The 12,987-nt window shown below is 64.5% G+C and carries 13 protein-coding genes; 8 read left to right on the top strand and 5 right to left on the bottom strand.

All coding sequences use genetic code 11. The features are described 5' to 3' along the window. Window positions 1-18 precede the first annotated feature (18 nt). From murQ to KF838_06970, 3 genes are read right to left on the bottom strand one after another with little or no spacing between them, the layout of a single operon-like run. Window positions 19-957, bottom strand: a complete 939-nt coding sequence (gene murQ, locus KF838_06980) for an N-acetylmuramic acid 6-phosphate etherase (protein ID QYK49590.1) — start codon at window positions 955-957, stop codon at window positions 19-21. Further along, complete coding sequence (locus KF838_06975; GenBank protein QYK49589.1) at window positions 954-2,042, bottom strand: anhydro-N-acetylmuramic acid kinase; 1,089 nt, start codon at window positions 2,040-2,042, stop codon at window positions 954-956. Before KF838_06975 ends, murQ begins: the two co-directional genes overlap by 4 nt. A gap of 14 nt (window positions 2,043-2,056) precedes the next feature. After that, window positions 2,057-3,727 (bottom strand): hypothetical protein, encoded by a 1,671-nt coding sequence (locus tag KF838_06970; GenBank protein ID QYK49588.1) that lies wholly within the window; start codon window positions 3,725-3,727, stop codon window positions 2,057-2,059. 138 nt (window positions 3,728-3,865) lie between these two features. On the opposite strand from KF838_06970, the gene KF838_06965 reads away from it, so the two are divergent. After that, window positions 3,866-5,863, top strand: a complete 1,998-nt coding sequence (locus KF838_06965; protein QYK49587.1) for an OPT/YSL family transporter — start codon at window positions 3,866-3,868, stop codon at window positions 5,861-5,863. A 140-nt stretch (window positions 5,864-6,003) separates the two neighbouring features. Here the strand turns inward: KF838_06965 and guaA are convergent, their stop codons facing one another. Next, window positions 6,004-7,566 carry a glutamine-hydrolyzing GMP synthase gene (gene guaA, locus KF838_06960; protein QYK49586.1) on the bottom strand — a complete coding sequence of 521 codons (1,563 nt, stop codon included), beginning with the start codon at window positions 7,564-7,566 and terminating at the stop codon, window positions 6,004-6,006. A gap of 147 nt (window positions 7,567-7,713) precedes the next feature. Between guaA and KF838_06955 the strand changes: the two genes are divergently transcribed. Genes KF838_06955 through KF838_06940 form a run of 4 tightly spaced genes read left to right on the top strand, consistent with a single transcriptional unit; the run spans window position 7,714 to window position 9,831 of the window. Continuing rightward, on the top strand, window positions 7,714-8,079 hold the full coding sequence (locus KF838_06955) for a HEAT repeat domain-containing protein (protein QYK49585.1): 366 nt from the start codon (window positions 7,714-7,716) through the stop codon (window positions 8,077-8,079). Between the two features lie 31 nt (window positions 8,080-8,110). Then, entirely contained in the window at window positions 8,111-8,599 is a 489-nt protein-coding gene (locus KF838_06950; protein ID QYK49584.1) for an ATP-binding protein, read from the top strand. Next, window positions 8,592-8,939 carry an STAS domain-containing protein gene (locus KF838_06945; GenBank protein QYK49583.1) on the top strand — a complete coding sequence of 116 codons (348 nt, stop codon included), beginning with the start codon at window positions 8,592-8,594 and terminating at the stop codon, window positions 8,937-8,939. Before KF838_06950 ends, KF838_06945 begins: the two co-directional genes overlap by 8 nt. Before the next feature lie 31 nt (window positions 8,940-8,970). Further along, window positions 8,971-9,831: an ABC transporter permease gene (locus KF838_06940; protein QYK49582.1), complete on the top strand. Its 861-nt coding sequence runs from the start codon at window positions 8,971-8,973 to the stop codon at window positions 9,829-9,831. 27 nt (window positions 9,832-9,858) lie between these two features. Here the strand turns inward: KF838_06940 and KF838_06935 are convergent, their stop codons facing one another. Beyond that, window positions 9,859-10,845 (bottom strand): UbiA family prenyltransferase, encoded by a 987-nt coding sequence (locus tag KF838_06935; GenBank protein ID QYK49581.1) that lies wholly within the window; start codon window positions 10,843-10,845, stop codon window positions 9,859-9,861. A gap of 77 nt (window positions 10,846-10,922) precedes the next feature. Between KF838_06935 and KF838_06930 the strand changes: the two genes are divergently transcribed. Genes KF838_06930 through ftsY form a run of 3 tightly spaced genes read left to right on the top strand, consistent with a single transcriptional unit; the run spans window position 10,923 to window position 12,985 of the window. Beyond that, on the top strand, window positions 10,923-11,456 hold the full coding sequence (locus KF838_06930; GenBank protein QYK49580.1) for a 6,7-dimethyl-8-ribityllumazine synthase: 534 nt from the start codon (window positions 10,923-10,925) through the stop codon (window positions 11,454-11,456). A gap of 15 nt (window positions 11,457-11,471) precedes the next feature. After that, the gene (gene nusB, locus KF838_06925; GenBank protein QYK49579.1) at window positions 11,472-12,047 is read left to right on the top strand and encodes a transcription antitermination factor NusB; all 576 of its coding nucleotides are present in this window, start codon (window positions 11,472-11,474) and stop codon (window positions 12,045-12,047) included. Then, a complete protein-coding gene (gene ftsY / locus KF838_06920; protein QYK49578.1) occupies window positions 12,044-12,985 on the top strand; it encodes a signal recognition particle-docking protein FtsY in 942 nt (313 codons plus the stop codon). The genes nusB and ftsY overlap by 4 nt, the downstream gene beginning before the upstream one ends. The last annotated feature ends 2 nt before the right edge of the window (window positions 12,986-12,987 follow it).

Here is a 12,987-nt window from a genome sequence, read left to right as displayed (position 1 = left end):
GTATACCACAATCGACAATTACATTGATCGGATCGGCGGGGCCTCGGACAACACAACGTCGAGACGCCCCCCCGACACGCCGAGCATGGCTTCCGCAGCGGTCGAATCCACCCCCAACCGACCCATCACGATCGCAACCTTGGCCGAGCCCTGCGCCCGGTCGAGCAGCGTGATTGCGCCGTGACGATCGACCCCGGTCAGGGTCGAGACGATCCGTGCCGCTCGGTCGCGCAACTTGTCGTTGGAAGCCCGTAGGTCCACCATGAGATTCTCGTAGACCTTGCCCGACTGGATCATCACCGTGGTCGAGATGGTGTTCAACGCCAGCTTTGTCGCCGTTCCCGCTTTCATCCGCGTCGAGCCGGTCAGGACCTCCGCACCAGTCTCCAGCACGATCAGGTGGTCTGCACACGCTGGCTTTGGAACATCGGAACAGGTAATGAGTGATGCCAGCGATCCGGGTGCCGCGTGCTTCGCAAGTCCAATCGCTCCAAGCACATAAGGGGTCGTGCCTCCCGCCGCCAGCCCGACGACTGAATCGTCATCCGTCAGGTGGAGCTTCGCCAGCGAGTCCCTCGCCCCGTCGGGGTCGTCTTCCGCACCTTCAGACGACTTTCGTAACGCTGCGTCCCCGCCGGCGATGATCCCGACAATCCGCCCCGCATCGACCTGAAAGGTTGGCGGGGCCTCAGAGGCATCTAAGACGCCGAGCCGTCCTGATGTGCCCGCTCCCACATAGATGAGCCGCCCTCCCCGCCGAAAGCGTGGCACAATGTCCGCGATGAGCGCGGTCAACGCCGGCTTTGCCCGTGCCATCGCCTCGTGGATACGCCGGTCCTCGTTCGTGATGAGATCCACGCATCCGGCAATCGAGAGCGTGTGCAGCGACATCGAGTCCGGGTTTCGTTGTTCCGTCGATACCCATGACCTGTCCGGAGGGAGGCGAGCGTCGCTCATGGCAGCACCCAGCATCCCGAGATGGGGGGCGGCACCGAGCCACACCCAGTCACCTGGGGCAGTGTGATGGGAACCCGATCCTGGCAGAGCGCACCAAGCACCGCGATCGCCAGCGGCTCGCGGTAGGTGCTCGATATCCCAAGCTCGTCCGCGAATCTGACGGTAGAGGGCACCGCCGCCAGTCGGATCGCTCGAACCAGCGCCATGTTCTTTGCGCCCCCTCCCGCCAGCAGCACCGTCCCCGCGCCCCTGACCGATTCCGCGACCGCCCGCCCGATCGCGGCGCATGCGGTCGCGGCCATGTCCTGAGCCCGCACCCGCAGCCGGTGCGACTCGATCCACCCCATCACCTCATCGCCCGTGCCCAAAGAGCGCCCGGCCATCGATTGCTCGCTGAGGATCGCAAGGAGCCCGTCGAGGGCTTCGGGATCGATCGTTCCGGAGAGGGCACTCATCCCGCCCTCGTCGTACGCCTTGTCCATCGTCGCTCGTGCGATCGCATCGAGTATGTGGTTGCACGCGCACACGTCCCGACCCCCGATCCGCCCGATCTGCACCCCGCCTTCTCCGACGCCGGTCGTCACGTTGCAGAAACCTCCCAGGTTTACGACCGCCGCCGAGGTGGGGAACTCGCGCAGCAGGATCGCGTCAGAAAGAGGCGTGATCGGCGCACCCTGCCCGCCGCTCGCAAGGTCCGCCGCCCGCAGGTCGAACACCACGGGCACGCCGAAGGTGTGCGCGATCGGCGATGGATTGATCATCTGCCAAGAGAGCGGCGGCGCGTGGTACACCGTCTGGCCGTGCACCGCGATCAGGTCGCACTTGTCACCGCTCAGCAACTCGGTGATCGCACGAACGTGTGCCGCCGCCAGCCCCTGTGCCAGTTCGGTGAATCGCGCCGCGGAGAGTGGACGCTGCTCGGCCGCATCGCGAAGCCCCCTCGCAAGATCACCCATCGGCCGAGAGATCCCACGAACGATGAACGCCCGAAGGTCGAGCCCGCGTCCCTCGATCGCGACGAGTGCGGCATCGATCCCGTCGATGCTCGTCCCTGTCATGCACCCAACGACCAGACGACGCTCCATGCTCGCGTGCTCCCTCAGTTCGATGGAACGGTAGTGGGGGAGCTGCCATCATGCGGCTTCTCCGGTTGCCGCGTGCTCCGTCTCTTCCCGCTTATGCAGACCACAAACGAGGCCGCGAATCCGATCGTCAACTGCCAGGGAAAGGCGAGCTTGAGTTCGCCGAGTCGCCAGTCGTCGGCGATCTCCGGCGTCGGTCCCAGCCCGGGGACAAACGCTGTCCAAGCCCCGATCCACGCCGGCTGCAGTGCCGCGACCGCAACAAACCCGACAAGGATCGCCGCCAATGCGGACCCGGAGTTCCCGCGTCTGGTGAGGATCGCCGCAAGGAAGACGGCCAGAAGACCCGCGTAGGCAAAGGTCATCACACTCAGAGCAAGGTCGATGAGCAGCAAGCCCCCTGTCCGCTGCCACCACACGCAGAAGCAGGCGAAGCCCCCGACCAATAGCCCCGCGACCATCACGAACAACCGGCCCGTCCGCACCTCGCTCTTCGGCGAAGCGTCCGCCTTGCCAAGCCGCTTCCGGAGCGGCAGGTACAGATCCGCGTACAGCGACGCCCCCATCGCGTTCAATCCCGAGTTCAGCGTCGAGAGTGCCGCGGCGTACAAACCAGCGATCGTCAGCCCAGAGAGGCCCGCTGGGCCGTGATCCACAATAAACCTGATGAACACGCGGCTGCCCGCAGGAGGCCCCGCGCCACCCGTCTTGTCCCGTGCGCCTTCGGCCAGCATGTCGGGCCGATGGTGGAAGATCCAGAGCAACGAACCAATACCAAGAAACAGCGCGATCAGCGGCACCTGCAGGATCACCGCCGCGATCGCCGACCGCCCGCCCGACGCGGGTGTCTTGCACGTGAGCATCCGCTGCGCCATGTCGTGGTCTGTGCCATATGCCGCGAGGTACAGGAGCGTCATCCCGATGACCGATGCCCAGAGCGTGTACGCCGCCGCGGGGTCACCGGAAGCGGAGATGATGGTTGCCTTCGCCGTTCCGCGTGAGGTCGTCTGCTCGCCGAGCGTGCGCCAGATCTCCGGTATGGAGGCGTCGATCCGCGTAAGCAGGATGGCGACCACGATTCCCGCCGCTGTCACAAACACGGCGGTTTGTGCGATATCGGTCCAGATGACCGATCGCACGCCCCCGATCAAGGTGTAGACAATTCCGACTGCGGTCAGGGCACCGATCGACATCAAGAGGTGCGACAAGTTCCCTGAGTCTGGCGAGTCGCCCCAGATGATCATGGCCGCGGGGATCGCCGCGATGTAGAGCCGTGCCCCGGATGAGAAGACTCGCCCGACCAGGAACGCGATCGAGGCAGCCGTCCTCGCGCCGGGTCCGAGTCGCTGTTCGAGCAACCCGTAGACCGTCGTCACATTGGCCCGGTAGAAGGCGGGGATGAAGACGAACGCGACGACCAGAATCGCCAGGATCGCTCCGATGTTCGCCGCCAAATACGTCAGGTCCCCCGCATACGCCATCTCCGGCACACCGACAAAGGTCGCCGCGGAGATGGCCGTCGCCGCCGTGGAGACCGCCACCGCCCATGCCGGCATCGACCGCCCCGCAAGGAAATAGTCTGAACTCGACCGCTGCTTCTTGCGAGAGAACCACCACCCGGTCCCGATCAGGAGGGCCGCATACCCGGTGAGGCCGAGCCAGTCGAGCATGGTGAAGCGATCGGTCATTCGTATCCGGATTCAGTCGGTGTCCGCGTCACACCCCTCACTTCGCTCTATCGGTCCAAGTCCGGGGAGGGGCTACACCGGTTTCTCTCTGCCGATCGCGTTGCAGACCGGCCGCCCCTTTCCTAAACTGGCGACCCCATGGCAATGAAGCAACTCAGCGACGAACAGATTCGTGACTGGTCTCTCGAGCAGAAGGACCGCTGGTGGCTTGAGAACGTCTTCCGCGGCAACATGCCCCAGCTCACCATCCGATCCGCGTTGATGGGCTTCATGCTCGGCGGCATCCTCTCCGCCACGAACCTCTACGTCGGAGCCAAGACCGGCTGGTCGCTCGGTGTCGGCATCACCTCGGTCATCCTCTCATTCGCGTTCTTCAGGGTTCTCCAGAGAACCGGGCTCGCCAAAGAGTTCACGATTCTCGAGAACAACTGCGTCCAGTCAATCGCGACGAGCGCGGGATACATGACCGCGCCGCTCATCTCCTCCCTCGTCGCCTACATGATCGTCAGCGAGCACATCATCCCGTGGTGGCAGATGATGGCTTGGAACATCGTCGTCTCGGTCCTCGGCGTCCTCTTTGCCTTCCCGATGAAGCGACGCTTCATCAACGATGAGCAGCATCCCTTCCCTGAGGGCCGCGCGTGCGGCGTCGTTCTCGACGCCCTCCACTCCGCCGAGGCCGCCTCCGGCATGGTCAAGGCCCGCATCCTCGTCGTCACCGCCGCCGTCGCCGCGTTCCTCAAGTTCATCCAGGCGCACGCCATTCAGGAGTGGATCCAGCACCGCCTCCTGAAACTCAAGTCTGAGGTGGTCTCCTTCCCGGAACAGCTCGGCGACCTGATCGCCGCAGGATGGACAAAGGTCTTCGGTGCCGCACCATCCATTGGCGGCGTAGATCTCCGCCAACTCACCCTCAATCCGACGCTCGAGTTCGCCTTGATTGGCGCGGGCGGTCTGATGGGCATCAAGGCCGGCATGTCGCTGCTCATCGGGGGTCTGATCAACTACGCGATCCTCGCCCCCATCATGATCAACATGGGCGAGATCCCTCCCGCCCGCATCATCGCCGAGACCGGTGCGAGCGTCTACAACTTCCGCACCATCACCACCTGGGCCCTCTGGCCTGGCGTCGCCTGCATGGTGTTTGCCTCGTTCACCGCGCTCTTTGCGAAGCCCCAAGCTTTCGTGGCAGCCTTCTCTGCACTCACGGGAAAGAAGAAGAAGGCCGGCTCGGATGTCCTCGGGCACATCGAGCTCCCACTCTGGATATCGATCGTCGGCGTGCCGATCGTCAGTATCGTCGCCGCCTTCATGGCTCAGTACTTCTTCGGTGTGAAGTGGTGGGTCTGCCTGGTCGGGCTTCCGCTCGCCTTCATCCTCGCGCTCGTCGCCGCGAGTTCGACCGCACTCACGGGCACCACGCCCGTCGGCGCGACCAGCAAGGTCACGCAGCTCTTCTACGGCATGGTCGACAAGGGCAACATCCAGACCAACCTCGCAACGGCAAGTCTTACTGCAGAGGTCGTCTCGAACGCCTCCAACCTGCTGATGGACATCAAGCCCGGCTACATGCTCGGCGCGAAGCCGCGCCAGCAAGCCATCGGCCATGTCATCGGCATCATCGCCGGATCGGTCGCGAGTGTCCCGCTCTTCTTCATCCTCTTCGTGCGTGGCAACAAGGCCGTTGACACCTCAACCGCCGAAGCGACCGCCGCGACGATTGCCAACATCCAGAGCGATGCGTTCCCCATGCCCGCCGCCACAATCTGGAAGGCCGTCGCCGAGGCGCTTACGCAGGGAATCGGCTCGCTCCCGGTGAGCGTGCTCTGGGCCGCCATTGTCGGTTCCATCGTCGGGCTCACGCTCGAACTCGGGCGCATCTTCTCCAAAGGCAAGTTCCCGCTCTCACCCGTCGCCCTGGGGCTCGCATTCGTGATCAGCTTCGAGTACATCTTCGCGATGTCGCTCGGCGCCATCATCTTCTGGTTTCTCGGCGTCGGCAGAAAGCCGAAAGACCCGCTCGCACCCAAGTCCCTCTGGGTCGAGAATCACGAGCCGATCTGCGCGGGCGTGATCGCCGGAGCCGCCCTTATGGGCATCCTCGACGCCGTCATCGCCGCGTTTGTGTTGAACTGACGAAACTGAAATCGCTACCCGGAAACGAGACCGGATTCGAGATCAACCACTTGCGCCGGCCGATGTACTCGGCCGGCGTTTCTCCGTGATTCAACGTGCATGAGACCTTGGGGCACGAGCCACTTGGCTCGTGCAACTCTTTACTCCCACTCGATCGTCGCGGGCGGCTTGCTCGAGATGTCGTACACCACGCGATTCACGCCCCGCACCTCGTTGATGATCCGGTTCGAGATCGTCGCGAGCACATCAAACGGAATCCGCGCCCAGTCCGCCGTCATGAAGTCCTGGGTCTCCACGGCCCGGATCGCAACCACGCTGTCATACGTCCGCCCGTCACCCATGACGCCCACGCTCTTGACTGGCAGCAGCACCGCGAACACCTGGCTCGTCCGCCGGTACAACTCGTTGGCGACGATCTCCTCCAGCAGGATCTCATCGCAGTCACGCAGGATATCCAGCCGATCCCTCGTCACCTCGCCCAGCACCCGCACCGCAAGCCCCGGCCCGGGGAACGGATGCCTCCACACGATCTGAGACGGAATCCCCAGAACCTCACCCAGTTGTCTCACCTCGTCCTTGAAGAGGTTCCGCAGCGGCTCGATCAGCTTGAACCGCATGTCCGCCGGCAACCCGCCCACGTTATGGTGAAGCTTGATGTTCGCCGATTGCCCCGCGTGCCCGTGCCCGGACTCGATCACATCCGGATAGAGAGTCCCCTGCGCCAGATACTTCGCGTTGCCGACCGAATCCGAGGCCTCATCGAAGACCTTGATGAATCGCGCCCCGATCCGTTTCCGCTTCTCCTGCGGGTCTGTCACCCCGGCAAGATCCGAGAGGAATGCCTCCGACGCATCCGCCACGCGCAGGTCAATCTTGAAGTGATCCTTGAATGTCGCCTCGACCAGCTCCCGCTCATTCTTCCGCAGGAGACCGTTGTCCACGAAGACGCAGGTCAGTTGCTCGCCGATCGACTCGTGCAATAGCACCGCCGCAACCGAAGAGTCCACGCCACCCGAAAGCCCGCAGATCACGCGATCGTTCCCCACCTGCTCGCGGATCCTCGTGATCTCCTGTTTCGCGAAATCCGCCATCTTCCAGGTCCCGGAAGAGCGGCAGACCTCGAAGAGGAAATTGCGAATAATCTCCCCGCCGTGCGGCGTGTGCGTGACCTCCGGATGGAACTGCACGCCGTAAAAAGTTCTCCCGCCCTTCACAAGTCGCACCGCCGCCTGAGGGCAGGTCGGTGTGCTCGCGAGCGTCTCGAATCCCGCTTCGCCCAATCCGGTCACCTGATCCCCGTGCGACATCCACACGCTCGTCTTGCCGGGGATCGCCGCGAGAAGATCCGATTTGTCCGTCACCGTCAGGTTGGCCCGACCAAACTCGCGATGCCCCGCCGGCGACACCTTTCCGCCCATCGTCTGGCACGCCAGTTGCATCCCGTAGCAGATACCGAGCACGGGGATTCCAAGATCAAAGATCGCCGGATCACACCTCGGCGCGCCCGCCTCGTACACGCTCGAAGGACCACCCGACAGGATGATCCCCTTCGGGTTCATCGCGCGCACTTCCGCCAGCGAGATGTCCGGCCTCACCATCATGGAGAAGACCCCCGCCTCACGCACGCGCCGGGCGATCAACTGCGCCGTCTGCGAACCGAAATCGAGGACAATCACGAGTTCGTCATGAACACGCTGCGCCATCTGCGGGCTCCTTGACCGATCGCGGCCCCTGCCGCGGGAAGGGGCAAGGGTAGGAACCCAGAAGAGGAGGTCCAAGCCAACATTCTCGGACCTCCGATCAGGATTCGGCGAATCCGAGCCCGCGGGTGTACCATCCAAACGGTGAGAATGGAAATCGCGACTGCCCTTGGCCTCTCCCTTCTTCTCCCCGCCCTCGGTGCGTGCACGAAGCCCGTGCCCAAGGGCTTGGACTCGTACGACCCGACCGGGCGGATCGAAGCCATGCTCGAAGTCGCAGCCAAGAACGACACCTCAAAGATCCCCCAGTTGATCAGCGCACTGGATTCGGACGACAGCGCGGTACGCCTGACGGCCATCCGAACTCTGGAACGTATGACAGGACAGACACTTGGATATGATCACGCCGCTCCCGAACGCGAGCGTCGGGCGGCGACGGACCGATGGGTAGAGTGGTACCAGGGTCGAACCGCCGACGGTTCGATGCCTTCCGAAGCGCGGCGTCAAGGACTGTGAATCCCCGCCGAGCCCGATCCCGGGAGCCCGTATGAGCGACAAGCCCCATGTCCGCCTCGAGATCCTGAGCAACCCGCTCTATCTGTGCGGGGCTCGCGAGCTGGTCTCAGCGGTCGCCAAGCGTCTCTCGTTCGACGAAATGGCCTGCTGCCAGATCGCCCTCGCCGTCGATGAGGCCCTCTGCAACGTGATCCGCCACGGGTACAACCGACAATCGGATCGTCCGATCTGGCTCAGTCTCTATCCCGAGGGGCCGGTCGATCGGCCCGAAGTCCTGCGAATCGTCATCGAGGACGAGGCGAAGCAGGTCGAGCCCGACGTGATCAAGAGCCGTGACCTTGAAGACGTCCGCCCCGGCGGGCTCGGCGTCCACATCATCAAAGAGGTGATGGACGAGGTAAGATACGAGAAGCGAGGGGAAGCGGGAATGCGTCTCACGATGTCGAAAAAAGTCGTGCAGCCCAGCGGCACAGATGCGGGTGCTCCTTCAGCGTCGTGCACGGGGTGTCATCATGGCTGATGCAATGTCGATCGACATCCAGATTGAGAAGCGAGAGACCTCGATCGTCGTCTCTCCGCGTGGCGACCTCGACATGAGCCGCTCTCCCGCGCTGCGTAACACACTCAGAACCGCACAAGGCGACAAGCCCAAGACGCTCATCGTGAACCTCGCCAGCGTCGAGTACATGGACTCGTCGGGGCTTGCGACGCTCGTCGAGGCGATGAAGAACGCCAAGAACAATAGCACGAAGCTCGTTCTCTGCGCCATGAACCAGAAGGTCAAGGCCCTCTTCGAGATCGCGCGCCTCCACAACTACTTCAATATCGTGTCGTCGCTCGACGACGCGGTCGGCACATGATCCGCCGCATGAAGCAGCGTATCACACGAACATGACGCCACAGGAAACGGACACATCCACGCACCGACCGGCCCGGCTCAGCAGAGCCGCGGTCGCGACGCTCGACGCCGTAGGCAATCGTGTCCTGGGCACCCTCTCCCATATCGGCGACCTGCTCCTCCTCTTTCTCAACGCGATCTCGCTGTTCGCCAAGAGCGCGGCCGATCGCAAGGCAAAGCGAGGCAGTTCTGCCCTCGTCATCCAGATCGTGCGCGTCGGCGTCCGGTCGATCTTCATCGTCAGTCTCGTCTCCGGCTGCGTGGGGCTCATCCTCGCGCTGCAACTCGCCCCGCCTCTCGACGGCTTCGGCCAGCGCGACCTTGTCGCCAACATCGTCGGTGTCGCCGTCCTCCGCGAACTCGGCCCGCTCATCGGGGCGATCGTTCTCACCGGCTTCGCCGGCGCATCCATCGCCGCCGAGATCGGCACCATGGTCGTCAGCGAAGAAGTCGAAGCGCTCGAAGCCCACGCGCTCAACCCCATCCGATTCCTCGTAGTTCCGCGTGTCTTCGCTACGATCCTCAGCATGTCCGCGCTCGGGGTCATTGCCAGCCTCGTGTCGATCCTCGCATCCCTCGCCGTCTCGGTCATCGTCCTCGACATCCCTGTCAGCACCTACATCGACAACACGCTCAACCAGGCCAAACTCGTCGACTTCGTCACCGGCACCCTGAAAGCAACCGTGTTCGGTGCGCTCATCGGCGTCATCGCGTGCGGCAACGGCCTCAAGGTCACCGGCGGCGCGGCCGGCGTCGGAAACGCCACGACCAGCACCGTCGTCCAGTCGGTCGTCGCGATCGTCATCGCCGACCTCGTCTTCACCGCCATCTTCTACGCTCTCAAGCTCGTCTGAGACGCCCCGCACAATCAGCGTCCGCTCTCACCGCCGGTAGCCGATCGGCTGTTCGGCGAGACCGTACAACTCGCGAAGCACCGTCATCCCCACAAGACTCACGCCCGCAACGCCGACGAGCAGCCACGCGGAACTCGCCGCATGGGTGCTCCCATCTCCGAACAGCCACGCCGCCCCGTACAGCGGCATCCAGAGCGTGCCGTATCGAACCACACGCTCCGCCTGCCTCGCCGGCACGCCGGGCCGACGCAGCCGTGTCCACACGAACACGCCGAACGCCGCCGCAACCGGCACAACCCAGCCGAGTGAGCCCGGCTCGACCCAGTCGGGCCAGACCGATCCGTTGTTCCTCCGAGCGGCCCACCACGCCAGTGCCGCCGTCCAGAACAACCACCCCGCCCCGACGGCGATCACCGCCCGACGAGACAACGCGGGCACCTTCTTTCCCACGACGTGCGCCACCGCCGCAACACACAGCGCGTGTGTCATCACGACCCATACCGGCCACAGGAAACGCAGCCCGATGTTCGGCACCAGCATGTGACCCGCATAGACAAGCCCGAGCACAACCAGCCCGACCCCCGGCACGAACCGCGCCGCGAGCGTGTATACCAGCACCACGATCGTCAGCCCGAGCGTCAGGATCACCGCCGACGTGCCGAAAGCGGTCGAGCCCAGCAACGCCGCCGCAAGCGAGGCCGCGACGATCGCGATCCCGAGCGCGGGGCTGATCCGTCCCGCCGCCATCGGTCGCTCGGGCTTCAGCACCTTGTCGCGCCGCAGATCCACCAGATCGTTCAACGCCGCGCCGAACGCGTACAACCCGACGGCCGCCGCCGCCCCCCCCAGCAGCAGGAGCCACAGCGGCTCGTGCCGGACCGAGACCCCGCCCGTCTCCTCCCCGTTGGCCCGTGACCAGAGCACCACGAACCACACGTTGCCGATGGCCGCGAATCCCGACGTCACACGCGTGAGTCGGAGCACCGGAGAGACGGATGACAGGAGTGTTCGCACTTCCCCATCGTATCTTTCCTTCAGGACCCCGTGCCGCAGGGATGACCCTCGTTGGATGCTGCTCTACGATCGGCCTCATGACGCCCCAGCCCGCAAACGCCCTCACGCCCCGGATCGCGGTGGTGGTGAGCCGCTACAACGCGACCGTGACCGATCGATTGCTGGAAGGCGCGATCGCGGAGGCCGAACGCCGCACCGGGTTCATTACCGACATCTGGCACGCGCCCGGGTCTTTCGAACTCCCCGCCCTCGCCGACCGCGCTCTCGCAAGCGGGAAGTACGACGGCGCAGTGACGCTCGGTTGCATCATCAGGGGCGAGACAACCCACGACCAGCACATCGCAAACGCCGTCGCACAGGGCGTCGTCGAGGTCTCACTCAAGCACGGCATCCCCGTCACGCTCGGAGTCCTCACCGTCAACACCCCGGAGCAGGCATCCGAGCGTGCAGGCGGCAAGCACGGGAACAAGGGCGCGGACGCGATGGGGGCCCTCATCGACGTGCTGAGCGTCATCGGCCGGGCACGGTCCATTACTGCCCTCGAGAACCGACCGTCCCAGACCTTCGCTATCGCATCAACCATCAACGACAAGGCATCCGGCTCCGTCTGAGCCCAAGGAGTCCGAGTGAGCGTCAAGAAGGATCTGCGTCGGATGGCCATGGAGGACGTGCTCGTGCTGGGCGACGGCGATGCCTCGCTCGCGCAGGAAAGCACCGCCGAGGACGCTCTCGCCTCGCTCGCCCCCCAGGAGCGTGAACGCGTCCTCACGATCGCGGCTCGACGGCTCGCCTTCCAGGTCCTCTTCGAACTCGACAGCAGACGCGCCGAAGACGCCTCCGAGGCCGCATCCATCCTCTCCCGCGCCCGAGGCATCACCCCCGAGCAGGTCGAGGCCCTGATGGTCCTCGTCTCTGGCGCATACAAGTGTCGGAAAGAAGCGGACGACGCCTTCCAGAAGATCGCCCCTGAATGGCCCTCTCACCGCATGGCCCCGGTCGATCGGGCGATCCTCCGCCTCGCCCACTACGAGATGACAGCCACCGAGACCCATCCCCGCATCGTCATCAACGAGGCCGTCGAGCTGGCCAAGTCGTTCAGTTCGGAGAAGTCGCCCGCGTTCGTTAACGGGCTCCTCGACCGCGTGATGAAGGGAGCCGGGCTCAGCGACAAGAAGGGCACCTCGGAAGACGAACCGGCATGAAGTTCCTCAAGACCATCATCTCGAAACTCGGGCAAGGTCTCGCCAAAACGCGCGACACCTTCGTCTCCGGCCTGCGCTCCGTGCTGCTCGGTCGCAAGCTCGACGAAGAACTGATCCAGGAGATCGAACGCCGACTCCTCCAGGCCGATGTCGGCGTCCAGGCCACGACGAAGCTGATCGACTCCATCCGCGCCGACTACAAGGCGGGAACGCTGAGCAAGGGCGAAGACGTTCTCGAGCACCTGAAGCGTGAACTCAAGGCGATGTGGCCACCCGCCGATCGCGAGCTGCGCCTTGCCCCCGCGGGATCGCGCCCGACGGTGATCCTCGTCACCGGCGTCAACGGCGCGGGCAAGACCACGAGCATCGCCAAGCTCTGCCACACGCTCCGCTCGCAGGGAAACACCGTCCTCCTCGGCGCGTGCGACACCTTCCGCGCGGGCGCGGTCCGACAACTCGAGATCTGGGCCGAGCGTCTCGGTGTCGAAGTCGTCAAAGGGCAGCAGGGGGGGGATCCCGCCGCAGTCGCCTTCGATGCCTGCGCCGCAGCCAAAGCCCGGGGCGTCGACGTTCTCATCCTCGACACCGCGGGGCGCCTCCAGACACAAGACCCCCTCATGCGTCAACTCACGAAGATCCGCTCCGTGATCGGCAAGCAGATCGAGGGCGGGCCTCACGAGACGCTGCTCGTGCTCGACGCCACCGCGGGCCAGAACGCGCTCCGCCAGGCCCAGGAGTTCGACAAGGCAACCGGGCTCACGGGCATCTTCCTCTCGAAGCTCGACGGCACCGCCAAGGGTGGAATCGTCGTGGCGATCAAGGAAGCCACGTCGATCCCTGTCAAGTTCATCGGTGTCGGCGAGACACCCGAGGATGTCCAGCCCTTCGACCCGGACGCGTTCGTCGAAGCCATGTTCTCTGAGCAGTCACCCGGCTGATA

Source organism: Phycisphaeraceae bacterium (assembly GCA_019454185.1).
Taxonomy (GTDB): domain Bacteria; phylum Planctomycetota; class Phycisphaerae; order Phycisphaerales; family UBA1924; genus JAHBWV01.
The sequence above is the reverse complement of the archived record's forward strand: the minus strand, read 5'-3'. Positions and strand labels throughout refer to the sequence as shown.